21 protein-coding genes, 1 tRNA gene and 1 pseudogene are annotated in these 23,581 nt (G+C 58.7%); 15 read left to right on the top strand and 8 right to left on the bottom strand.

The annotated features are described in order from the left end of the window. Positions 1–9 precede the first annotated feature (9 nt). From fruK to C2E15_RS13985, 3 genes are all read right to left on the bottom strand, one after another. Positions 10–948, bottom strand: a complete 939-nt coding sequence (gene fruK / locus C2E15_RS13975) for a 1-phosphofructokinase (protein ID WP_104957909.1) — start codon at positions 946–948, stop codon at positions 10–12. Next, positions 945–2,078: a fused PTS fructose transporter subunit IIA/HPr protein gene (gene fruB, locus C2E15_RS13980; RefSeq protein WP_104957910.1), complete on the bottom strand. Its 1,134-nt coding sequence runs from the start codon at positions 2,076–2,078 to the stop codon at positions 945–947. The genes fruK and fruB overlap by 4 nt, the downstream gene beginning before the upstream one ends. A 639-nt stretch (positions 2,079–2,717) precedes the next feature. Then, on the bottom strand, positions 2,718–2,972 hold the full coding sequence (locus tag C2E15_RS13985; protein ID WP_104959187.1) for a YkgJ family cysteine cluster protein: 255 nt from the start codon (positions 2,970–2,972) through the stop codon (positions 2,718–2,720). Positions 2,973–3,242: 270 nt separating this feature from the next. On the opposite strand from C2E15_RS13985, the gene yeiP reads away from it, so the two are divergent. Next, positions 3,243–3,815 (top strand): elongation factor P-like protein YeiP, encoded by a 573-nt coding sequence (yeiP, locus tag C2E15_RS13990; protein WP_104957911.1) that lies wholly within the window; start codon positions 3,243–3,245, stop codon positions 3,813–3,815. 56 nt (positions 3,816–3,871) lie between these two features. On the opposite strand, the gene C2E15_RS13995 is transcribed toward yeiP, so the two are convergent. Further along, complete coding sequence (locus tag C2E15_RS13995; protein WP_104957912.1) at positions 3,872–4,159, bottom strand: hypothetical protein; 288 nt, start codon at positions 4,157–4,159, stop codon at positions 3,872–3,874. A 109-nt stretch (positions 4,160–4,268) separates the two neighbouring features. On the opposite strand from C2E15_RS13995, the gene C2E15_RS14000 reads away from it, so the two are divergent. The 8 genes from C2E15_RS14000 to yejF all read left to right on the top strand — a co-directional run bounded on the left by C2E15_RS14000 (position 4,269) and on the right by yejF (position 14,462). Next, positions 4,269–5,258 carry a CobW family GTP-binding protein gene (locus C2E15_RS14000; protein WP_104957913.1) on the top strand — a complete coding sequence of 330 codons (990 nt, stop codon included), beginning with the start codon at positions 4,269–4,271 and terminating at the stop codon, positions 5,256–5,258. Between the two features lie 36 nt (positions 5,259–5,294). Further along, positions 5,295–6,008 (top strand): phosphatase PAP2 family protein, encoded by a 714-nt coding sequence (locus C2E15_RS14005; RefSeq protein ID WP_104957914.1) that lies wholly within the window; start codon positions 5,295–5,297, stop codon positions 6,006–6,008. Between the two features lie 492 nt (positions 6,009–6,500). Further along, on the top strand, positions 6,501–7,073 hold the full coding sequence (gene mepS, locus C2E15_RS14010; protein ID WP_104957915.1) for a bifunctional murein DD-endopeptidase/murein LD-carboxypeptidase: 573 nt from the start codon (positions 6,501–6,503) through the stop codon (positions 7,071–7,073). Positions 7,074–7,296: 223 nt separating this feature from the next. Beyond that, positions 7,297–8,868 (top strand): cyclic di-GMP phosphodiesterase, encoded by a 1,572-nt coding sequence (locus tag C2E15_RS14015; protein ID WP_104957916.1) that lies wholly within the window; start codon positions 7,297–7,299, stop codon positions 8,866–8,868. Positions 8,869–8,939: 71 nt separating this feature from the next. Beyond that, positions 8,940–10,745 carry an extracellular solute-binding protein gene (locus tag C2E15_RS14020; RefSeq protein WP_104959188.1) on the top strand — a complete coding sequence of 602 codons (1,806 nt, stop codon included), beginning with the start codon at positions 8,940–8,942 and terminating at the stop codon, positions 10,743–10,745. A gap of 9 nt (positions 10,746–10,754) precedes the next feature. Continuing rightward, positions 10,755–11,840: a microcin C ABC transporter permease YejB gene (locus tag C2E15_RS14025; RefSeq protein WP_104957917.1), complete on the top strand. Its 1,086-nt coding sequence runs from the start codon at positions 10,755–10,757 to the stop codon at positions 11,838–11,840. Continuing rightward, positions 11,840–12,862: an ABC transporter permease gene (locus tag C2E15_RS14030; RefSeq protein WP_104957918.1), complete on the top strand. Its 1,023-nt coding sequence runs from the start codon at positions 11,840–11,842 to the stop codon at positions 12,860–12,862. The genes C2E15_RS14025 and C2E15_RS14030 overlap by 1 nt, the downstream gene beginning before the upstream one ends. A gap of 4 nt (positions 12,863–12,866) precedes the next feature. Next, entirely contained in the window at positions 12,867–14,462 is a 1,596-nt protein-coding gene (gene yejF / locus C2E15_RS14035) for a microcin C ABC transporter ATP-binding protein YejF (RefSeq protein ID WP_104957919.1), read from the top strand. Positions 14,463–14,625: 163 nt separating this feature from the next. Here the strand turns inward: yejF and C2E15_RS14040 are convergent, their stop codons facing one another. The 3 genes from C2E15_RS14040 to rsuA form a co-directional block, all read right to left on the bottom strand. Further along, the gene (locus C2E15_RS14040; protein ID WP_167391880.1) at positions 14,626–14,967 is read right to left on the bottom strand and encodes a YejG family protein; all 342 of its coding nucleotides are present in this window, start codon (positions 14,965–14,967) and stop codon (positions 14,626–14,628) included. Positions 14,968–15,210: 243 nt separating this feature from the next. Next, positions 15,211–16,413, bottom strand: coding sequence for a Bcr/CflA family multidrug efflux MFS transporter (locus C2E15_RS14045; protein ID WP_104957921.1), 1,203 nt, complete (start codon positions 16,411–16,413; stop codon positions 15,211–15,213). Positions 16,414–16,448: 35 nt separating this feature from the next. Next, on the bottom strand, positions 16,449–17,153 hold the full coding sequence (gene rsuA / locus C2E15_RS14050; protein ID WP_104957922.1) for a 16S rRNA pseudouridine(516) synthase RsuA: 705 nt from the start codon (positions 17,151–17,153) through the stop codon (positions 16,449–16,451). A 159-nt stretch (positions 17,154–17,312) separates the two neighbouring features. On the opposite strand from rsuA, the gene radD reads away from it, so the two are divergent. Together radD and rplY are read left to right on the top strand one after the other, a co-directional pair. Beyond that, entirely contained in the window at positions 17,313–19,067 is a 1,755-nt protein-coding gene (gene radD, locus C2E15_RS14055; RefSeq protein WP_104959189.1) for a DNA repair helicase RadD, read from the top strand. A gap of 149 nt (positions 19,068–19,216) precedes the next feature. After that, positions 19,217–19,501 (top strand): 50S ribosomal protein L25, encoded by a 285-nt coding sequence (gene rplY / locus C2E15_RS14060; RefSeq protein ID WP_104957923.1) that lies wholly within the window; start codon positions 19,217–19,219, stop codon positions 19,499–19,501. Between the two features lie 75 nt (positions 19,502–19,576). Here rplY and yejK read toward each other — a convergent pair whose 3' ends face one another. Beyond that, positions 19,577–20,581, bottom strand: coding sequence for a nucleoid-associated protein YejK (yejK, locus tag C2E15_RS14065; protein ID WP_104957924.1), 1,005 nt, complete (start codon positions 20,579–20,581; stop codon positions 19,577–19,579). Positions 20,582–20,761: 180 nt separating this feature from the next. Between yejK and C2E15_RS14070 the strand changes: the two genes are divergently transcribed. The 4 genes and pseudogenes from C2E15_RS14070 to C2E15_RS14085 all read left to right on the top strand — a co-directional run. Then, a complete protein-coding gene (locus C2E15_RS14070) occupies positions 20,762–20,989 on the top strand; it encodes a YejL family protein (RefSeq protein WP_104959190.1) in 228 nt (75 codons plus the stop codon). A gap of 21 nt (positions 20,990–21,010) precedes the next feature. Further along, positions 21,011–22,762: an LPS biosynthesis-modulating metalloenzyme YejM gene (gene yejM, locus C2E15_RS14075; protein WP_104957925.1), complete on the top strand. Its 1,752-nt coding sequence runs from the start codon at positions 21,011–21,013 to the stop codon at positions 22,760–22,762. Between the two features lie 72 nt (positions 22,763–22,834). Next, positions 22,835–22,911, top strand: a tRNA-Pro gene (locus tag C2E15_RS14080). A gap of 318 nt (positions 22,912–23,229) precedes the next feature. Beyond that, a pseudogene (locus C2E15_RS14085) lies at positions 23,230–23,542 on the top strand (ORF6N domain-containing protein); the annotation flags it as partial. Positions 23,543–23,581: the final 39 nt, after the last annotated feature.

The following is a 23,581-nucleotide window of genomic DNA, read 5'->3' on the forward strand; positions in this document are numbered from 1 at the left end:
CTCCTGCTGTCAGTTAAAGGGTTTCAGGTCGACGCGCGCCATCATTGCGGCCAACTGAGTACGATCGGTAACGCCTACGTTGCTCTGGCTCACCGCCAGGGCGGCGACTGCTGTCGCCAGACGCAGGGTATGCTCGCTGGATTCGCGCATCAGCAGGCCGTAAATCAGCCCGCCGACCATGGAATCGCCGGCGCCTACGGTGCTGACCACTTCACAGGCCGGCGGCCGGGCGATCCATTCGCCGGACGCGTTCACCCACAGCGCGCCTTCCGCGCCGAGCGAAATCACCACGTGGGCAATGCCCTGTTCGCGCAGGGCGTGCGCCGCCTCAATCACATCTTCCAGCGTCGGCAGCTTGCGTCCGGCCCAGATTTCCAGCTCGCGGCGGTTAGGCTTCACCAGCCAGGGGGCGGCTTTCAGGCCGGCCACCAACGCTTCGCGGCTGCTGTCGAAAATAATGCATGGACACTGCGTACGCAGATCGCTCATCCAGCGCGTAAACGCGTCAGGATCCACGCCCGCCGGCAGGCTGCCGCTGACGCAGACCATATCGAACTGGCCCAGCCAGGTGAGAGAATCGGCGGTAAAGCGCTCCCAGTCCTGCGCGCTGACATCGAAGCCGGAGAAGTTCAAATCGGTGACTTCGCCATCTTTTTCCGTCAGCTTGACGTTAATGCGCGTGCGGCCCGGCACCACCTGAAAGCGGTTGGCGATACCCAGCTCGCTGAACAGATGCTGAAAGCCATCCTGATTCTCTTTACCGAGGAAACCGCCAACGGTGACATCGATGCCTAAATCTTTCAGCACCTTCGCCACGTTAATGCCCTTGCCCGCCGCGTGCAGGCCAGTGGTTTTCACCAGGTTGACTTCGCCACGTTCGATTTCCGGACAGTAGCCGACCAGATCGTAGGCGGGATTCAGCGTAATGGTTGCGACGCGTCTGCTCATGCTGCCCCCTCGCCGAGGCCGCTGTTGATCGCCTCTTCAATGGCGTTTAACGCCTGTTGTGCATCTTCACCGCTGGCGGTAAAGCGCAGGCGATGTCCTTTTTTCACGCCCAGCGCCACTACTTTCATCAGGCTGCGCCCGTTGGCAGGTTTGCCGCTGCCGTCGAGATTGGTGATGGTGACATCGCAGTTAAACTGCTTGATCACGCTGACCAGCGCGGTGCCCGGACGGGCGTGCAGGCCGTGTTCATTGCGGATAATGAACTCTGCCGTCAGCACTTCCGCCTGCTCATCCACTTCGCTGGTCATCAGCGCCAGCACGCCTGCGGCGTCTGCTTTCAGCAGGCGATCCGCTTTTTGCTTCAGCAGCAGGTCGCTGAGATAGTTCAGCACCTGCAGCGGCTTATCGTCCGCCACCGCAACGGTGACCAGCATCGCCGCCGGTTCGCCGTCGACGGTAAACGGCTGAGCGGCGCGGCTGACCGCCACGGCGCTGCCGAGGTTGCCATCAACGCTGTCGTTCAGCCAGATGCCCTGCCCCAGATTCAGCGGCGTCGCGCCGATCACCTGGGCGACAAAGCGCGCGTCTACCGCGCCCGCCTGCTGTAAGCGGCCGGCATTGAGCGCCTGCAGCGTCATCAGATCGCTGGCGTTGACGTCAACGGCGATCAGGGAGGTATCGAATTTAAATTCGCTGCCCTGCTTCTCGCCCATCAGCAGGCTGCGCAGCTCTTCTGCGGAGTCGGTTGTTCTCAGCTGAGCGGCCACATCATCATCGCTCAGTACGTGCGTCAACTGACGCAGCAGCGCCAGATGCTCATCGGAGCGCGCGGCGATACCGATCACCACATACGCGGTTTGATCGTCGCCCCAGGCGATGCCCTGTGGAAACTGAAATACCTGCACGCCGGTTTGCAGCACTAAATCGCGCGTGTCGGTGGTGCCGTGCGGAATGGCGATGCCGTTGCCCAGATAGGTTGACGTTTGTTGTTCGCGGGCGAGCATACCCTGCACATAGCCTTCGCCGACGTTACCGGCGGCGGTCAGCGCGGCAGCGACCTGACGAATCGCCTCTTCCTTATTGCTGGCCGTTTGCCCTGGATGGATGGCCTTGATATCGAGCTGGAACATAGTTCTCCTCTCCTGCCGAAATTGAATCGTTTCAGCTGTATTGAGAAAAAAAGCGTTATCCCATGCCAACTTTACTACCGAGATAACGCTGAAACGTTTCAATCAGTTTGGTACAGAGTGCCGTTTGCGCGCAAGTTATACGTAAATTTGCGTAGCATATTTTTGAAGCAACGCACATTTCATTTACCTTTTCGGAATAAACCCTCTTCATAGCTGATGGCTTTGCTGAAAGCGAACTAAAATCAACTCCCGGATTTCAGCCTTTTTCAGCAGGCGGCGGAAAAAAAGTAAATCGGGACTGAAGGGGTTTTGACAGGCGGATGGGGAAAAAAGCGCACGGCGTTGGCCGGTTAAAACCCAGTCTATTGGGCACCGTCGCCAGGCCGGCGTCTGCAGGTTACGGTTACGGCTTTTGGCGTTCGGCAACGGCCATGCGGATCGGCCGCTGGGGTCTGCGGGAGGAGGCCAATCTTTACCGGGCGCTCAAATACTCAGGCCTGGAAGTTAGGTCAGTCGGTCAGTTAGCCAGTCAGCCAGTCAGCCAGTCAGCCAGCCAGTTAGCCAGTCAGTCAGTCAGCCAGTCAGCCAGTCAGCCAGTCAGCCAGTCAGCCAGTCAGCCAGTCAGCCAGCCGGAGGATCTCAGGGCGCGGTCGCCGCTTCCAGCGTGAGCAGCCAGGTCATTGCCTGCTCGCGCGTCGAGGCGCACATCTCTGCCGAGGGCTGCAGGCTGGCGCACACCTTCGGGCGCAGCGACGAGCCAAAGATTTTGCAGCGCAGCTGCGCGTCGAGCTGAACACAGGGCGTATTGGCCGGTTTTCCCTGCGGCATGCCGGGAATCGGCGATGAGATAGACGGCGCCGTACAACAGGCTCCGCAGGCGGTGCGACACTCCATACCTTTCCCCTTAAAAATTTCCGCGACAATATCAGCCCGCCGCCGGAATTGCCATGCGCGGCAGGAAATATTGCGCGTTTCCGACAGCGCACCGTTTGACTGGCGCAATTGCCAGGCGCGCCGGGAAAGAGTACGCGTTTCCGGTATCGCACCGTTTGACTGGCGCAATTGCCATGCGCGCCGGGAAAAATGAGTCCGGGATCTTGCCTGATCAGTTGGCCGGGAGTACTTTGTCGCGATTCTTTATTCCCCCATGCAGAGAGAGTTGACATGCCAAGAGCTAACGAAATTAAGCGCGGAATGGCCGTGACCTGGAACGGTAAGCTGCTGCTGGTAAAAGATATCGATATCCAGAGTCCCAGCGCCCGTGGCGCCTCAACCCTGTATAAAATGCGTTTTACCGATATCCGCACCGGCCTGAAGGTGGAAGAGCGCTTTAAAGGCGACGATATTCTCGACACCATCACCCTGAGCCGCCGCTCGGTGACCTTCTCCTACGTCGACGGCGATGAATATGTCTTTATGGATGACGAAGACTACACCCCCTACAGCTTTAAAAAAGCGCAGATCGAAGAAGAGCTGCTGTTTATTCCCGAAGGCGGCATGCCGGGCATTCAGGTTCTCACCATGGATGGCCAGGTGCTGGCGCTTGAGCTGCCGCAGACGGTGGATATGGAAATCGTCGATACCTCGCCGGGCATTAAAGGCGCCTCGGCCAGCGCGCGCACCAAACCCGCGGTAATGAGTACCGGCCTGTCGATTCAGGTGCCGGAATACCTCAGCAACGGCGAGAAAATCCGCATTCATATCGCTGAGCGCCGCTATATGGGCCGCGCAGACTAACATCCCCGCCCGGCGAGAGTGTCGCCGGGCATTTTGTTATGTTATAACAAAATCACTCAGGGAACGCTGATCGTTACCACGCCCACCTTGTGCTGGCTGTCGAGCCAGGTCAGATGCCTCTCCTCAAAGGGGGCTGAGCGCTGCTTTTCCTGGACGATTTCAGCAAGCGGCTGGCTCTGCTGCCGCCATTCGCCGTTTCGATAACAGCTGCTGCGCAGCGCCTGGCCTGTAACGGAATAGTGGCAGCCGACTTCGTGAATGCCGCCGGTAAACAGCACCGTGCCGTCTTCGGCGCAGGCGACAGCGGAAAAAAGCAGTAAGGCAGGTAAGGCTGAATATTTCATGGGTTGTTCCACACCATTGGATGATTCTTAGCAATACTATTAACTAAAAACGCTACCGGCTTTTTTGCGATGAAAATCGGGCCGGCTGGCGGATAAAAAGGAGGTAAGCATGATCCAGGTCAACCTGATCACCGGTTTTCTCGGCAGCGGCAAAACCACGACGCTGCTGCACCTGCTGGCTAACAAACCGGAAGGCGAAAACTGGGCGATCCTGGTCAATGAATTCGGCGAAATCGGCATCGATGGCGCGCTGCTGGCGGAAAGCGGCGCAGTGCTGAAAGAGATCCCCGGCGGCTGCATGTGCTGCGTAAACGGCCTGCCAATGCAGGTCGGCCTGAATATGCTGCTGCGTCAGAACGCGCTTGACCGCCTGCTGATTGAGCCGACCGGCCTTGGCCACCCTAAACAGATCCTGGATATGCTCAGCGCCGAAGCTTATCAGCCCTGGCTGAGCGTACAGGCGTCGCTGACGCTGCTCGATCCGCGTCAGCTCAGCGATGCGCGCGTGCGGGAAAACGAAAACTTCCGCGATCAGCTGGCGGCGGCGGATATCGTCATCGCCAATAAGCAGGATCGCTGGCAGGCGCAGGATCGTCAGGCGCTGGCGCAGTGGCAGACGCAAGAACTTGGCGATCGCCCGTTAATCGCCACCGAATATGGCCGCATCGATCCGGCGCTGCTGGCGCAACCGCGCCGCAACCTGCGCGCATTGCCGCAGAGCGCCGCGCATCAGCACGCCCATCCACGGCGCGAGTCGGGCCTGGCGGCGCTGCGCCTTGATAACAATGCACGCTGGCGGCGCGCCTTTAATCAGGGTCAGGGCTATTACGCCTGCGGCTGGGCCTTCGACAGCGAAACAGTTTTCGACACTGTCGGCGTGCTGGAGTGGGCGCGTCTGGCGCCGGTAGAGCGCGTAAAAGGGGTGATGCGCATCGCCGAGGGCGCGGTCAGCATTAATCGTCAGGGCGCCGATTTTCGTATTGAAACGCGTCAGGCGCCGCCGCCGGACAGCCGCATTGAGATCATTCACCACAGCGACGCAGACTGGAATCAGTTACAAAGCGAATTGTTGAAACTCCGTTTAACTGATAAGCCGTAACTTATGCCGTTATTTTGTCCTTTGACTTGAGTCCTTATGAACGCAAAACGGTTAGCGATTATTCTGCTGCTGAACCTGGCCGGCGTGGCGCTGTTTTTATCCTGGTATCTTCCGGGCAATCACGGCCCCTGGTTTGGCATCGATAAAGCGATATTTTTCTGGTTCAACCAGCATATGGCGACCAGCCACGCTTTCGCTCTGGTGCTGGCGATCACTAACTTTCGTGGTTTCGACGCCGTCTCATTGCTGGCGATGGGCCTGCTTTACTGGTCCTACTGGCGCCGCGAAACGCCGCAAGGGCGACGCCGTATGCTGGCTATCGGCATCTGTATGCTGATCACCGCCGTGATCCTGAATCAGCTGGGCCATCTGCTGCCGGTGAAGCATTCCAGCCCAACGCTGTTTTTCGACAACGTCTGGCGTGTGAGCGAGCTGACCGGCATTCCAGCAAAAGATGCCTCGAAAGATAGCTTCCCAGGCGACCACGGCATGATGCTGATCATTTTCGCCTGCTTTATGCTGCGTTATGTCGGCATTCGGGCATTTTTGATGGCGCTGGCGATCGCGGTGGTGTTCTCTCTGCCGCGCATTATGGCGGGCGCGCATTGGTTCACCGATGTGGCGGTAGGATCGCTGTCGGTAGTGCTGGTGGGGCTGAGCTGGTGGCTTATCACCCCCGCCAGCGACTCGCTGGTCAACTGGCTCTATCGCACGCTGCCAGGCAGATATAAACCTGGCAAAGCGGCCTGAAAAAGGCCCGTCGGCTTCCCCGGCGGGCTTTTTTTTATAGATTGATAATAAGCCTGCTAATGAAGGATGTGAGAGGCAAGGAGTATATCAGGGTTAAGCCCTTATTATGTTTTGAGAGTGTTTGTCCAGCCCCCCTGCTCTGAAAACCTGCGCAATCCCCTAAATTGACCGATTAAAGCCCCTTTAATCTCGCCATTATTTATCCATATTTGTCTATAAAGTAACCAAATGGTTATATATTGATTTCACATCAAAAAAACCTATAAAAAAGTGCGTAAAACCACTCGCCATGCGGCATGCGATCGGGTAACCTCAGCCACTGCAAGGCATTAGTGGCGATGAAAAGGCGAATCTGGAAAAGAAAAATGTGCGCATTTACACATTTTAAAGATTCAGAAATTGTCTTATGCCTTTGCACTAATTAATCTCATGCCGTTTTGCTCATTAATCAGCGACCTCCGGTCGTAAGGACTTCAAGGGATAATAAACATAATGGTCAAATCTCAACCGTTCCTGAGATATATCTTGCGGGCGATCCCTGCTGTCGCGCTGGCGACGTTACTCTCAGCATGTAGTGGCCATCACGGACAGAATGCGCAAACTGAGACCCATGCAGTTAATAACCACAATGGTTTTTTACTTCAAGCGTCTCAGGATGAATTTGAACAAATGGTGCAGAATGTCGATATTAAATCGCGCATTCTGGAACAATATGATGACTGGAAAGGGGTGCGCTATCGTCTCGGCGGCACCACCAAACGCGGCATCGATTGCTCCGCCTTTGTTCAGGTAACTTTTCGTGAGCAGTTTGGTCTCGACCTGCCGCGATCCACATGGGAACAAAAGGATACCGGACGCGGGGTATCACGCAGCAAGCTGCGTCCCGGCGATTTGGTCCTGTTCCGCGCCGGCTCTACCGGCCGTCACGTAGGCATTTATCTGGGCAATGATAATTTTGTCCATGCTTCGACCAGCAGCGGCGTAATGATTTCCAGTCTTAACGACGCTTACTGGAAAAATCGCTATCGGGAAGCCCGACGCGTACTGAGCCGAACGCAAAGTTAATTTATCCCTGAAGTCGTTTCTATTTAATGAGCTAATAAAAACGCTGCCCCGGCAGCGTTTTTTTTGCCCCGCGTTTTCGCCGCCAAAAAATGTTTTGCCTGGCCCTTCATTCAGAATAACGAGACATCGGGTCCCCACTCGTTATATTCTCCACGTTTATTATCAGAGTGCGGCTGTACTAAATCTCACCATAAGAACAGGCCAAAACGAGAGACAATGCCCAATGCCGTTATCCAAAGTTATAAAGCGCCATGCAGTTCATCCGCGCAGAATAGCCGGGCTTAGCGCCATTGCAGGCATCGTTTTTTTCCTGGCATTTAGTGCCGTTACGCTATTTATTATTCACCATAAACGCGCGCAGCAGCACGATCGTCTGGCTAACGCCAGTAAAGCGTATATGCAGACGCTGTTCGATAACCTCGAAAAAAGCCTGCTGCCGCTGCTGCCCTATACCAGCGGCGACTGCCGCCAGGCCAGCGAAGAACTCGCCTCGCGCGCCGCGTTTACTACCGGCGTCCGCGCCATTCTGCTGGTGCGCGCCGGTAACGCCTGGTGTTCATCGGCCACCGGCGCCTTTTTGCTGCCGGTTCACGCCTTCTCCCCTTCGCTGATGCTGACGCGCAGCCGCGACGTCAGGCTGGTCGCCGGCACGCCCAAAATCCCGCATCGCCCTGCGCTGTTGCTGTGGATGGCGCACCCGCATTACCGCGATCAGGGGCTGCTGACCACGCTCGATTTGAATATTACCCCCTTACTGATGCTGGCGGCGCGGCAGCACAGCGTCGACGGGCTGGCGATCGCGGCCGGTAATCTGGCGCTGCTGACCTGGAATAACCATATTATTCCGCGCGCCAGCCTGCCCGCCGCGCCGCTGCGTCAGTTCACCCTGCCGGGCTACGCGCTGACCTTTTACCTCTACGGCAAAGATCTGCCGACGCGCGATATGGCGATGACGCTGCTGGCGGGCGTGCTGCTGGCGCTGGTGGTAGCATCGGGCTGCTGGCTGCTCTTCTCCCTGCGCCTGCGCCCCGGCAAAGAGATTCTGGCGGCCATCAAACGCAACGAATTCCACGTGGCCTATCAGCCCCTGATCGAAGCCGTCTCCGGACGCGTTTACGGGCTGGAGGCGCTGCTGCGCTGGACGCATCCGGTGACCGGCCCTATCCCGCCGGACGCTTTTATCAGCTATGCCGAAAGCCAGAATATGATTGTACCGCTGACGCGCCATCTGTTTACGCTGGTGGCGCGCGACGCCCGCCTGCTCAGCCCCTGGCTGCCGCCTGGCGTGACCATGGGCCTGAATATCGCCCCCGGTCATCTGGCCGCCGACAGCTTCCGCCAGGATGTGGAAGCCTGGATCGCGGCGATGCCGCCCGACCATTTCGATTACGTATTTGAGATCACCGAACGCACCATGGTTTCGGATAAAAATGCGGCGGAGGTGTTTGACTGGCTGCACGCGCAGCAGATCACCATTGCCATCGACGATTTTGGCACCGGTCACAGCGCGCTTATCTATCTGGAAAAATTCTGCTTTGATTATCTCAAGATCGATCGTGGCTTTGTACAGAGCATCGGCATGGAAACCGTAACCTCGCCGGTACTGGACGTGGTATTGAATCTGGCGCGCAAGCTGAACCTGAAAACGGTGGCCGAGGGGGTGGAAACGGAAGAGCAGGCCGCCTGGCTGCTGAAGCGCGGCGTGACGCATATGCAGGGCTACCTCTTCAGCCGCCCGTTGCCGCCGGATGAGCTGATCCCCTGGCTGCAGACGCGCCAGACGCGCCTCTCCTGATGGCGCAGCCGGTAATGACTGACCAGCGCGCCCGCGGGCGTCGCTTCTTGATGCGGGAGTTTACTGACCTGATGTTATGTCGTCTGTTGATACTGATCCTGGTTTTCGGCAGCGCGCTAAGCGCGCAGGCGGATATCATTCGTGAAAGCTACGCCTTCGCCGAGCTGGGCGAGCCGAAATATGGCGTCGGCTTCACCCATTTTGACTACGTTAACCCGGCGGCGCCGAAAGGCGGCAAAATTACCCTGCCGGCGCTCGGCAACTACGATAATTTCAATCGTTACGCCTCGCGCGGCTATCCGGGCGCGCGCACCGAAACGCTCTACGATCCGCTATTTACCGCTTCCGAAGATGAGATCGGCAGCTACTATCCGCTGATCGCTGAATATGCCCGCTACCCTGCGGATTTCAAATGGGCGGAAATCACGCTCAATCCGCGCGCACGCTTTCAGGACGGCACGCCGATCACCGCGCAGGATGTCGCCTTTACCTTTGAAAAATTTATGACCGAAGGGGTGCCTTTTTTCCGCGTGATTTATAAAGGCACCACGGTGAAGGCGATCTCGCGCCTGACAGTGCGCATTGAGCTGCCGAAACCGGACCGCAGCATGATGCTGGATCTGTTCACCCTGCCGGTGCTGCCGGAAAAGTTCTGGCGCCAGCATAAATTCAACGAGCCGCTGGGTTATCCCCCGCTCTCCAGCGGCCCCTATCGCATCACCTCCTATAAGGTCGGGCAATATATTGTCTATTCGCGCGTGAAGGATTACTGGGCGGCCGATCTGCCGGTCAATAAGGGGCGCTTTAACTTCGATACCATTCGCTACGACTACTATCTGGATGACAATGTCGCTTTCGAGGCGTTTAAAGCGGGCGCCTACGATTTTCGCACCGAGATCTCAGCGAAAAACTGGGCGACGCAGTACCGCGGCGAGAGCTTCGACCGGCAGCAGATCGTTAAAGAGCCGCGGCCGAACCAGGTGACGACCGACGCCGCCTGGCTGGCGATCAACAATGAAAAAGCGCTGTTTAGCGATCGGCGCGTGCGCCAGGCGCTGACGCTGGCGTTCGATTTCGAATGGATGAACAAGGCGCTGTTCTATCAGTCATATCAGCGTACCAGCAGCTATTTCCAGAACACCGACTATGCGGCGCGCGGCTATCCCGACGCCGCCGAGCTGGAAATCCTCGCGCCTTTTAAAGGCAAAATTCCCGATGAGGTGTTCAGCGAGCGCTTTCAGCCGCCGATCAGCGACGGCAGCGGCTATGACCGCGCCAACCTGCTGCGTGCGCTGAAGCTGCTGCAGGAGGCGGGCTGGCAGCTGAAAAATCGCCAGCTGGTTAACGCCGCAGGCCAGCCGTTTCGTTTTGAGCTGCTGGTGAACAGCGGCAGCAGCATCAGTTGGGTGCTGCCGTTCCAGCACAGTCTGAAGCGGCTGGGTATCACCATGACCATTCGCCAGATCGACAGCTCGCAATATTTGCGGCGCCTGCGCCAGGGCGATTATGATATGACGCCAACGAACTATTACGCCGTGCCCTGGCCGAACAGTGGGCTAAGCCAGCGCTGGCAGTCTGCGTTTATCGAGTCCAGCTGGAACCAGGCGCGGGTTAAAAACCCGGTGCTGGATGCGCTAATCGATCGCATTCTGGCGCATCAGGGCGATAAAAACGCGCTGCTACCGTTAGGCCGCGCGCTGGATCGCGTGCTGTTGTGGAACAACTATATGATCCCGATGTGGTACAGCGGCCAGGACCGCTACGCCTGGTGGAATAAATTTTCGCATCCTGCGGTGATACCCGCCTATTCCGTAGGGCTGGATAACTGGTGGTACGATGTTAACAAAGCCGCAAAACTGCCGGCGCAACGGCGTTAAGGAGTGGGATTGGGCGCTTATCTGATCCGTCGTCTGCTGCTGATTGTGCCGACGCTGTGGGCAATCATTACGCTGAACTTTTTTATTGTGCAGATCGCGCCAGGCGGCCCGGTCGAGCAGGCGCTGGCCAATGCGCAATTTGGGCAGAGCAGCGGCCTGCCCGGCGGCGGCGAAAGCGCCAGCAGCCGCGCAGTGCTGAACAGCTCGCCGGGCGATAACCAGTATCGCGGCTCGCGCGGGCTTGATCCGGAAGTGGTGGCGGAAATAACCCAACGCTACGGCTTTGATAAACCGCTGCACGAGCGCTATTTCACGCTGCTGTGGAACTACCTGCGCTTCGATTTCGGCGACAGCCTGTTTCGCAGCGCCTCGGTAGTGCAGATGATCAAAGAGAGCCTGCCGGTCTCCGTCTCGCTGGGTCTGTGGAGTACGCTGATCATTTATCTGGTGTCGATTCCACTGGGTATCAAAAAGGCGGTGCGCAACGGCAGCGCCTTCGATATCTGGAGCAGTACGCTGATTATCATCGGTTATGCCATCCCCGCCTTTCTGTTCGGCATTATGCTGATCGTGCTGTTCTCCGGCGGCAGCTATTTCGACTGGTTCCCGCTGCGCGGGCTGACCTCGCCGCAGTTCGACCAGCTGCCGTGGTACGCGAAAATCGGCGACTACTTCTGGCATATTACCCTGCCGGTGCTGGCGACGGTGATCGGCGGCTTCGCCACCCTGACCATGCTGACGAAAAATTCCTTTCTCGACGAGATCCGCAAGCAGTACGTGGTGACCGCGCGCGCTAAAGGGCTTGATGAGAAAAAGGTGCTTTACCGCCACGTCTTCCGCAACGCCATGCTGCTGGTGATTGCCGGCTTTCCGGCCACCTTTATCAGCATGTTTTTTACCGGCTCGCTGTTGATAGAAGTGATGTTTTCGCTGAACGGCCTCGGCCTGCTCGGCTATGAAGCCACTATCCAGCGCGATTACCCGGTGATGTTCGGCACGCTGTATATCTTTACGCTGATCGGTCTGCTGTTAAATATCCTCAGCGATATCACCTATACGCTGGTCGATCCGCGTATCGATTTCGAGGGACGCTGATGAGCCGTTTAAATCCGGTCAACCAGGCGCGCTGGCAGCGCTTCCGGCAGAACCGCCGCGGCTACTGGTCGCTGTGGCTGTTCGCGCTGATTTTCACCCTCAGCCTCGGCGCCGAGCTGCTGGCGAACGATAAGCCGCTGCTGGTGCATTATCAAGAACGCTGGTACGCCCCACTGCTGTTCGACTATACCGAAAGCGATTTCGGCGGCCCGTTCGCCACCTCCGCTGACTATCAGGATCCCTGGCTGCAGCAGCGTCTGGCGCAGGATGGCTGGACGCTGTGGGCGCCGATCCGCTTCGGCGACAATACCATCAACTTTGCCACCCGCGTGCCTTTCCCGTCGCCCCCCTCGGCGCAGAACTGGCTCGGCACCGACGCCAACGGCGGCGATGTGCTGGCGCGCATTCTCTACGGCACACGCATCTCTCTGCTGTTCGGTCTGATGCTGACGCTGATCTCCAGCGTGATCGGCGTCGCTGTCGGCGCGGTGCAGGGCTATTTCGGCGGCAAGGTGGATCTGTTCGGCCAGCGTTTTATTGAAATCTGGTCCGGCATGCCGACGCTGTTTCTGATCATCCTGCTCTCCAGCGTGGTGCAGCCGGGCTTCTGGTGGCTGCTGGCGATCACCGTGGCCTTCGGCTGGATGAGCCTGGTGGGCGTGGTGCGCGCCGAGTTTCTGCGCACGCGCAACTTCGACTATATTCGCGCGGCGATGGCGCTCGGCGTCAGCGACAGCCGCATCATGCTGCGTCATATGCTGCCGAATGCGATGGTGGCGACGCTGACCTGGCTGCCCTTTATTCTCTGCGGCTCGATCACCACCCTGACCTCACTCGATTTTCTCGGCTTCGGCCTGCCGCTCGGCTCGCCATCGCTGGGAGAGCTGCTGCTACAGGGAAAAAACAATCTTCAGGCGCCCTGGCTCGGCCTGGCGGGCTTTTTCACCCTGGCTATTTTACTGTCGCTGCTGATTTTTATCGGCGAAGCGGTGCGCGACGCGTTCGATCCCGCAAAGGTATAACCCGATGACCTCTCCCCTGCTCAGTATCAATCATCTCAGCATCGCCTTTCGTCACGGCGCGACCGAACGCCGCGTGGTCGACGATATTTCTCTTGCCGTCGAGGCGGGCGAAACGCTGGCGCTGGTGGGCGAATCGGGTTCGGGCAAGAGCGTGACCGCGCTTTCCGTGATGCGCCTGCTGCCCTCGCCGCCGGTCACGTGGCCGCAGGGCGAAATTCTCTTCGCCGGACAGGATCTGCTGCGCGCCGATGAGCGTACGCTGCAACGGCTGCGCGGCAACCGCATCGCGATGATTTTTCAGGAGCCGATGGTTTCGCTAAACCCGCTGCATACGCTGGAAAAACAGCTCTACGAGGTACTGTCGCTGCACCGCGGTATGCGGCGCGAGGCGGCGCGTGCTGAGCTGCTGAGCTGCCTTGACCGGGTCGGCATCCGCAACGCCCGCGGCCGTCTGGCTGACTATCCCCATCAGCTTTCCGGCGGCGAACGCCAGCGGGTGATGATCGCCATGGCGCTGTTGACCCAGCCGGAGTTGCTGATTGCCGATGAGCCCACTACCGCGCTCGATGTCACGGTACAGGCGCAAATTCTGACGCTGCTAAAGGAATTAAAGCAGGAGCTGAATATGGGCCTGCTGTTTATTACCCATAACTTTACTATCGTCCGCCAACTGGCCGACAGCGTCAGCGTGATGCAGAACGGCAAAATCGTCGAGCATAACCGCCGCGACGCCCTGTTTAGCGCGCCGCAGCACCCCTATACGCGCCAGCTGATCGACGCCGAGCCGGAAGGCCGCCCGGATCCGATTGACCTCAGCCAGCCTCCGTTGCTGCAGGTCAACGGGCTGCAGGTCGCCTTCGCGGTCCGGCGCGGGCTGCTGCGCCGGGTGACGCGCCAGCATCACGCGCTGAAAAACCTTAGCTTCAGCCTGCGCCCCGGCGAAAGTCTGGGGTTGGTTGGCGAATCGGGATCGGGTAAAAGCACCACCGGACTGGCGCTGCTGCGGCTTATCGCCTCAGAGGGCGAGATCCTGTTTAATGGCCAGCCGCTGCATAACCTTAGCCGACGCCAGATGCTGCCCTGGCGGCCACGGCTGCAGGTGGTTTTCCAGGATCCCAATTCATCGCTTAACCCGCGTCTTAATGTGGTGCAGATTATTGAAGAGGGGCTGCGCGTGCATCGTCCGCAGCTGACGGCGCAGCAGCGCGAGCAGCAGGTGATCGACGCGATGCGCGAGGTGGGGCTGGATCCCGAGACGCGCTATCGCTATCCGGCAGAGTTCTCCGGCGGGCAGCGGCAGCGCATCGCCATCGCGCGCGCTTTAATTCTGCAGCCGCAGCTGGTGATTCTGGATGAACCAACCTCGTCGCTCGATCGCTCCGTGCAGAAACAGATACTGGCACTGCTGAAAAAGCTGCAACGGGAGCATCAAATCGCCTGGATTTTTATCAGTCACGATCTGCAGGTGGTGCGTTCGCTCTGCCACCAGCTGGTGGTGCTGCGTCAGGGCGAAGTGGTGGAACAGGGCGAGTGCGAAGCGGTGTTTGCCGCGCCGCAGCAGGAATATACCCGTCAGCTGCTGGCGCAAAGCCTGGGCTGAGCGAAGACTTCGCGCGCAGAGGGTCATGAGCAGTAACAGGCTAAGCGTTGAGGCGACACCGCAACGCGCAGAAGATCACCAGCGGAAGCAAATTAAGCGTTGAGGCGGCACCGCAACGCACAGAGGATCTCAGCGGAAGCAAATCAAGCGATGAGGCGACCTCTTAACGCGCCCAGGCGGTAAAGGTTTCCGCAATCGCCACGCCCTGATTTTTCAGGCGCACCGTAGCGGCGCTTTCGTCGCTGCGCTGGACAAACAGGCAAGGTTCGCCCTGCCATTCAACCACCGTGCAATCGACCTGAATGTCCGCCAGCATGGCGCGCATCTTCTGCATGATCTCCCAGGCAGGCGCGCCGTCGTGGCTCAGCAAACGCAGGCCGATAAGATCGTCTTCCGCCGCCAGCGCATTGAGCGTGTGCGGCTCTACCACGCCGCCGGCCAGACCGGCAGCCCAGCGATAGCTTTCTGGTAAACGGTGTACCACCGACAGCTGTAAAGTGTTCAAATGCAATCCCCAGAGCATCTGATGCTCGCTGTGTGTGCCTGCGCGGCCGGTTTTAGCGGAGCGCGCAGATCACGTTGAGCATTTTATCGTCACGGCGTTTTGAGAGTTATCTCTCATTTTGCTGTATATGTATCGCGTTCAGGAAATCGGCACAACCATTTTTGCTTCATTTCCGTAACTTTTACACGCGATTACTTTCACATATAAGCAACAATTCACCGTTGCGCCAGGGCTAAACAGGTATCAGGAGGCGGAAAGCGATTTACGCGTCCGGCTGGCGTAGAGACAGAGCAGCAGCGAACAGGTGGCGCACAGCGCGATTGACCAGACCATCGGCCAGGCGCTGGTGAAATTGGCCATCGACAGCAGCGCGCCCACCAGCGCGCCCACGCCGAAACGCAGCGTGCCCGCCAGCGACGAAGCGGTGCCGGCGATGTGCGGGAATTCATCAAGAATGACCGCCATGGCATTGGAAGAGACCATCGCCACGCAGCCGATAAACATCGCCACGCCAAACACCAGCGGCAGAAAACCCAGCCCGAAAGCGCTGACGATCAACAGCCAGATGCCCATCGCAAACTGAATAACCAGCCCGAAGCGGAACATCGCCAGCGGCCCGAAACGGCGCACCGAGCGGCTGTTAATCAGCGTCATAATAAAGAGAAACACCACGTTCAGGGCGAAGTAGTAGCCGAAATTCTGCGGCGAAACGTGATTGATCTCGATATAGACAAACGGCCCGGCGTTAAGGAAGGAGAACAGCCCGGCAAAAGAGAAACCGCTGGCCAGCATATAACTGAAGGCGCGCTTATGGCGAAACAGCGACAGGAAATTCTTCAGCGTGGTGCGCAGATGAAAACGCTGGCGCTGCTCTTTCGGCAGGGTCTCTTTAATCTGCGTCGCGACCATCAGCGTCACCGCCAGCGCCGCCAGCGATAAGGCCCAGAAAATGGCGTGCCAGCTCCACAGCACCAGCAGCCAGCCGCCGATGATCGGTGCCAGCAGCGGCGCAATGGTGGTCACCAGCATCACGAACGACATCATGCGCGAGAACTCCTCTTTCGAGAAAGAATCGCGCATCAGCGCGTTAATCACTACGCTGGCGGCCGCGGCGGAAAGCCCATGGAGAAAGCGCATGTTGATCAGCTGCTCGACGCTCTGCGACATAGCGCAGGCCGCCGCTGCCAGCGCGAAGATCAGCGTGCCGACGGTGATCACCGGCTTGCGGCCAAAGCTGTCCGCCAGCGGCCCGTAAAAGAGCTGACCGAGCGCGAAGCCGAGAATATAGGCGCTGAGCGTCATCTGTACGCTGCCGGCGCTGACGCCATACTCTTTGGCGATCTGCGGCATCGCCGGCAGATACATATCGATCGACAAAGGCATCAACATCGCCAGCAGGCCGAGAATAACCACCAGCCCGGTGGATGAGTTCTTTTCCTTCTTCACAGCAACGTCCTCCATTCGGCCCGCTAAGGCAACGATTAACGCGGCGCGCCGACGCAGGCGATCTCTTCTTCCGTCAGCGGGCGGTATTCGCCGGGCTCCAGCGTCTCATCCAGCGTGATGCCGCCGATGCGCTCGCGATGCAGCGCCACTACGCGGTTGCCCACGGCGGCAAACATGCGTTTAACCTGGTGATAGCGCCCCTCGCTGATGGTCAGACGCACTTCGGTCTCGCTTAACGCTTCCAGCACCGCCGGTTTGGTCAGCGTTTTTTCGCCATGCAGCTGCACCCCCTCGGCGAAGATCTGTGCGGTCTCGTCGCTCAGCGGCGCTTCCAGCGTCACCCGATAGGTTTTATCGCAGTGATGGCGCGGCGAGGTGATGCGGTGCGACCACTGGCCATCGTCGGTCAGCAGCACCAGCCCGGTGGTGTCGATATCGAGTCGGCCAGCGGCGTGCAGCTTCCAGGCGGTAGGCTCTTCGATAAAGTAGAGGATGGTGGGATGATCGGGATCTTCGGTGGCACAGACATAGCCCTGCGGCTTGTTCAGCATAAAGTAACGCGGCCCGACCTGGAGCTGCAGCAGATTGCCATCATATTCGACCTGGTGTTCCGGCAGCACCTTAAACGCGCCGTCGCGCACCATTTCGCCGTCGACCGTTACGCGTTTCGCCCGCAGTTCGCGCGTGGCGATGGCCCGGCTCACTTCCAGTTGTTGAGAGAGAAATTTATCAAGTCGCATTGCTATTGTGATGCCTGTAGTCTGACCTGGAGAGATGCGCGCCTGGCGCGCAGAGAAGCGCTCAGTATACCGGGAGTTGCCGACAGCGGACAGGGTGAAATGCCGTTTCATCCGCTTTCATGCCATAATAGGGGCCGGTTTCCAGAATGCGTTATGCCCATGTCGTTTACCCTGCGTCCTTATCAACAGGAGGCGGTTGCAGCCACGCTCAACCACTTCCGCCGTTCTCAACAGCCTGCGGTTATTGTGCTGCCTACCGGCGCCGGTAAAAGCCTGGTGATCGCCGAACTGGCGCGCGTCGCGCGTGGCCGCGTGCTGGTGCTGGCCCACGTTAAAGAGCTGGTGGCGCAAAACCACAGCAAATATTGCGCGCTGGGGCTGGAGGCGGATATCTTCGCCGCCGGCCTGGCGCGGAAAGAGAGCCAGAGCAAGGTGGTGTTCGGCAGCGTCCAGTCGGTGGCGCGCAACCTGGCGCAGTTCGACAGCGCCTTTTCGCTGCTGATCGTCGATGAGTGTCACCGCATCGGCGACGACGAAAACAGCCAGTACCAGCAGATCCTGACTCACCTGCGTCAGCACAATCCCCAGCTGCGGCTGCTGGGCCTGACCGCTACCCCCTACCGTCTCGGCAAGGGGTGGATCTACCGCTTTCACTATCACGGCATGGTGCGCGGCGACGAGCGCGCGCTGTTTCACGACTGCATCTATGAGCTGCCGCTGCGCTATATGATCAAGCACGGTTTCCTGGTGGCGCCGGAGCGTCTTGATATGCCGGTGGTGCAGTATGACTTCAGCCGCCTGAGCGCGCAGGCGAACGGCCTGTTTTCCGAGGCCGATCTCAACCGCGAGCTAAAACAGCAGCAGCGCATCACACCGCATATTATTAGCCAGATCGTGGAGTTCGCCGCCGACCGCAAAGGGGTGATGATTTTTGCCGCCACCGTGGAACACGCCAAAGAGGTGCTGGCGCTGCTGCCGGAAGGTAAGGCGCTGGTCAGCGCCGAAACGCCGGGGCCGGAGCGCGACGCGCTGATCGCCGCCTTTAAACAGCAGGAAATCAAATATCTGGTGAACGTGGCGGTGCTGACCACCGGCTTCGACGCGCCGCACGTCGACCTGATCGCCATTCTGCGTCCCACCGAGTCGGTGAGCCTGTATCAGCAGATCGTCGGACGCGGGCTGCGCCTCAGCGAGGGCAAAACCGACTGTCTGATCCTTGATTACGCCGGCAACCCGCACGACCTGTTTACCCCGGAGGTCGGCGCGCCGAAAGGCAAAAGCGACAACGAGCCGGTGCAGGTCTTCTGTCCCGCCTGCGGCTTCGCCAACACATTTTGGGGCAAAACCACCGCCGACGGCATGATCATCGAGCATTTCGGCCGCCGCTGTCAGGGGGTAATGGAGGATGACGAAGGTAACCGCGAGCAGTGCGACTATCGCTTCCGCTTTAAAAACTGCCCGCACTGTAACGCCGAAAACGATATCGCCGCGCGCCGCTGCCACGAATGCGACGCGGTGCTGGTCGATCCTGATGATATGCTGAAAGCGGCGCTGAAGCTTAAAGACGCGCTGGTACTGCGCTGCGGCGGCATGACGCTGGAGGCGGGCCGCGACGACAAAGGCGAATGGCTGAAGGCGACCTATTACGACGAAGATGGCACCAGCGTCAGCGAACGTTTTCGCCTGCAGACGCCGGCGCAGCGCACCGCGTTCGAGCAGCTCTTTATGCGCCCGCACCAGCGTGCCCCCGGCGTTCCGCTCGGCTGGCAGACCGCCAACGATGTGGTGGCGCTGCAGCCGCTGCTGCGTCATCCCGATTTCGTGGTGGCGCGCGCGCGCGGCCAGTTCTGGCAGGTGCGCGAAAAGGTCTTCGATTATCAGGGGCGCTATCGCCGCGCCAACGAGCTACGCTAAGCGGCGTGTTGGCGCCGCGCCAGGCGCTGCGTTTGCGTCGGCCGGTAAAGATGGCTATAATGCCGCGCGCTTTTGTCTGACAAGAGCTGAACAATCCTGACTGCTGCTGGGTCGCCTGTAGCAGTATCATCTATTTAAAGAGAGTTACCATGTTAACTATCAATGCAACTGAACGTAAAGAGCAGGGTAAGGGTGCGAGCCGCCGCCTGCGCGCAGCTAACAAATTCCCGGCTATCGTTTACGGTGGCAAGGAAGCAGCTGTTTCCATCGAGCTGGACCACGACAGCGTGATGAACCTGCAGGCTAAGCCTGGCTTCTACGACGAAGTACTGGTTCTGAACATCGATGGCAAAGAAACTCAGGTGAAAGTGCAGGCGGTACAGCGTCATCCGTTCAAGCCGAAACTGCATCACATCGACTTCGTTCGCGCTTAATCGCAACAACGATAAAAAAACGCCGCAATTGCGGCGTTTTTTTATGCCTGCGCGCCGGGATTGGGCGCGCGTGGCTTACTTGCCGCTGGTGCGGCGCTGCAGCTGATCGCGCAGATTGGGCGGCGTCCCCTTGATGGTCAGGGTATCGGTCACCGGATCCCAGAAAATACGCTCGCCGAGCAGCATGGCATCAAAGTTGATAGTCAATCCCCCGCCGCTGCCGGCGAATTTCGTCAGCTGACGCAGGGTGCTGCGGTCGGCCGGAAAATGCTCTTCCAGCTCATAGCCCTGCTCCTGCGTGAACTCGCGGAAATTCTTCTCGCCCAACGGCGGCAGCTCGCGCGCCAGATCGTCGATGGCGATCTCTTCGCCCGCCTGCAGCTGCTCGTTGCAGTAGCTGTACACCTGCTGGCGGTAGTTCTGCCGCTCCGCCTTATCCAGATCGGACTCGGCGCAGTAATCGTCCACCGCCTGCAGCAGTCCGCGGTTCTGCGCTTTAGTATCCAGCCCGACGCTGGCGCCGAGGAAATCCATAAAGAAATCGGCAACCTTACGCCCTACCCGCCCGCGCAGGAAGGTCAGATAGCGCGTCGATTCCGGATTGGTTTCCCATTCGGTCAAATCGATGCGCGCCACGATATCGGCGTGGTTGATATCCAGATAGTGAACGCTGCTGATATCGAGCTGCTCATTGACGCGCATGCTGCTTTGGCTGTTCAGCACCGCCACCAGCAAATACTCCACCGCCAGATAGCGATAGTGGCAGAACAGCACGATGCCGCCTTCGGCAAAGGGATATTTCGCCAGCTCATCGCGCAGCCGGCCGGTGGCGGCGCGGCTGAACGCCAGAAAATCCTGCTGGCCCTGGCGGCAGTCGCGCAGCGTTTGCGCCAGCTCGCTTTCGGGGTTGAACAAGCCGAACGCTTTGCTCTTGGCGCTGTAAACCCGGTGCAGCTCTTCCACCAGCTCCGACACGGCCTGGGTGGTCGGCAGCAGGCTGTCGCGCAGCACCAGCTCCAGCGTTTGCTCATCACGTTTAATCAACTGATGCAGGGCAATCTGGTCGATATCCAGACTCATGGTAGACTCTCCTTTAAGCTTCAGGCGCGTATTCAAACACCGCGCGCCGTTGCGATCAACCGGCGGATGCGCGAATGCCGTTCCCGGCCGAAGTTTAACGCCGCGCTGACGATAAAAGTGCAGAAAAAAAGGCGTGCTTACGGTAAGATACCGCCTTTTCAATACGTATTAGTTAAGGTTATGCCACAATCATCCCGTTACAGTGACGAACGCGTGGAGCAGATCCTCGCACAGCTGGTGAAGGTGCTGGAAGAAAACCAGGCGCCGACCGATCTTTCCCTGATGGTACTGGGAAATATGGTCACCAATTTAATCAATACCAGCGTGGCGCCTGCTCAGCGTCGTGCGCTGGCCCGTTCCTTCGCGGATGCGCTTCAGGCCTCAGTACGCGAAGATAAAGCCCATTAATGTGATGATCTGACCGCAAATATGGTTACCAATCGGCAACGCTACCGTGAAAAAGTCTCCCAGATGATCAGCTGGGGGCACTGGTTCGCGTTGTTTAACATCATCTTTGCCGCCCTGCTGGGCAGCCGTTATCTGTTGGTGGCCGACTGGCCCGGTTCGCTGGCGGGGCGTATTTACGCCTTTACCAGCTGGATCGGCCACTTCAGCTTTATCGTGTTTGCGGCCTATCTGTTACTGATCTTCCCGCTCACCTTTGTGGTGATGTCGCAGCGCCTGCTGCGCTTTTTATCCGCCATTGTCGCCACCGCCGGGCTGACGCTGCTGCTGGTCGACAGCGCGGTGTTCAACCGTTTCCACCTGCACCTGAATCCGGTCGTGTGGGAGCTGGTGGTCAACCCCGACCAAAGCGAAATGGCGCGTGACTGGCAGCTGATGTTTATCAGCGTGCCGGCCATTTTCCTCGTGCAGATGCTGTTCGCCACCTGGAGCTGGCAGAAACTGCGCAGCCTCAACCGGCGCAGTTTCGGCAAGCCGCTGGCCGCGCTGTTTATCAGCGCCTTTTTCACCAGCCATCTGCTCTATATCTGGGCGGACGCCAATTTCTATCGTCCGATCACCATGCAGCGCTCTAACCTGCCGCTCTCCTATCCGATGACCGCGCGCCGGTTCCTGGAGAAACACGGTCTGCTGGATGCGCAAGAGTATCAGCGTCGTCTGGTGCAGCAGGGCAACCCGGAGGCGGTCTCGGTCGCCTACCCGCTGAGCGACATTAAGTTCCGCGACGGCGGCGCGGGCCATAACTTGTTGGTGATCACCGTTGATGGCCTGAACGCGCCGACCCTGAGCAAAGCGCTGCCGAACCTGGCGCGTTTCGGCGAAAGCAACGTGCGCTTCAGCCAGCACTTTACCGCCGGCAGCACGCCGGACAGTGGTCTGTTCGGCCTGTTTTACGGCATCTCGCCCAGCTATATGGATGGCGTGCTGGCGTCGCGCATTCCTTCCGCGCTGATCACCTCGCTGAGCCAGCAAGGCTATCAGTTCGGTCTGTTCGCTTCCGACAGCTTCCGCTCGCCACTCTATCGTCAGGCGCTGCTGGCGGACTTCTCTCTGCCGACGATTGGTGAGCAGCCCAACAGCCAGACTACCGCTCAGTGGCAGCGCTGGCTCGGTTCGCTGCCGTCCGGGCACGCGCCGTGGTTCTCCTGGGTTTCTTATGACGGGCTGCGCGATCTGCCTGAGCGCGGTAAAGAGCGGGCGCAGCGCTACAGCCGCAGCGCCAAAGAGGTTGACGGCGAAATCGGCCAGGTATTGGCCACGCTGCAGGAGAAAGGGCTGCTGGAGAATACCGTTGTGGTGATTACCGCCCAGCAGGCGGTAACGCTGAACGGTAAAGATAACGACGGCCGTCGCTCCGCGCTGCAGGTGCCGCTGCTGATCCACTGGCCAAATACCCCGGCGCAGACCGTCAGCAAACTGACTGACCATCAGGATGTGATGACCACGCTGATGCAGCGTCTGCTGCACGTCAGCACGCCAGCGGCGGAATATTCGCAGGGCGAGGATCTTTTCGCCGCCCAGCGTCGTCATAACTGGATCGCCAGCGCCGACGACAACCGGCTGGTGATCACTACGCCGCAGGTGACGCTGGTGCTGGACGCGAGCGGCAGCTATAAAGCCTACAACCGTGAAGGCCAGCCGCTGAAAGACCATAAGCCGCAGCTGGCGCTGCTGCTGCAGGTGCTGACCGAAGAAAAACGCTTCATTGCTAACTGATTATTAATAAAGCAGTTAGACGCAAAGCATCTTGCTTTTGACAAGATTACGGGTAGTATAACGGCCAGATATCGGCACGTAGCGCAGCCTGGTAGCGCACTGTCATGGGGTGTCAGGGGTCGGAGGTTCAAATCCTCTCGTGCCGACCAAAATTCCCTCGAAAAACCAATCCGCAAGGATTGGTTTTTTGTTTTCTGAACAGAGCGTCAGGTAAAAACCGGGTAGATCCCTGGCGTGACCGATCATTTTATCGGGAACTGACTGCCCTGCCCTCAGCCCTACGTACCGCCCCGACCACTGGCAATGTATGGCCGGTCGAAACAGCCGAACAACATACCCTCACGGGGAATAAGCTCCGCCGCCCGGTAGCGGTAGCTGAGACCTGCCACCCACTAAGTGGCAACGTAACTAAACTACCAGGAGGCCAGGATGGCGATCACAACTATCACCCCCGAAAACTCACCCCAATTACGCATAATTCCGTTCCCGTCATCACGACCGATCTACTGGCGCAGCTGTACGGCGCTGATGTTAAAAATATCCAGAATAACTACGCCAGAAATGCGAAGCGGTTTGTCGCGGGTAAGCACTTCTTCAAAATTGAAGGCGAGGAGTTAAGAGATCTGAAGCACAGACCATCAGTAAGAGGGTCTGTGACGATCGCCCGTAACGTCCGTTCTCTTATCCTCTGGACCGAACGCGGCGCGCCATGCAAAAATGCTGGAAACCGACCAGGTCTGGGAGGTGTTTGAGCGCCTGGAGGATTGCTATTTCAGCCGGACAGCCGCTAGCGAGCCGGCACAGCCTTACATGGTTCAT

This window comes from Mixta gaviniae, from assembly GCF_002953195.1.
In the GTDB taxonomy this organism is placed as follows: domain Bacteria; phylum Pseudomonadota; class Gammaproteobacteria; order Enterobacterales; family Enterobacteriaceae; genus Mixta; species Mixta gaviniae.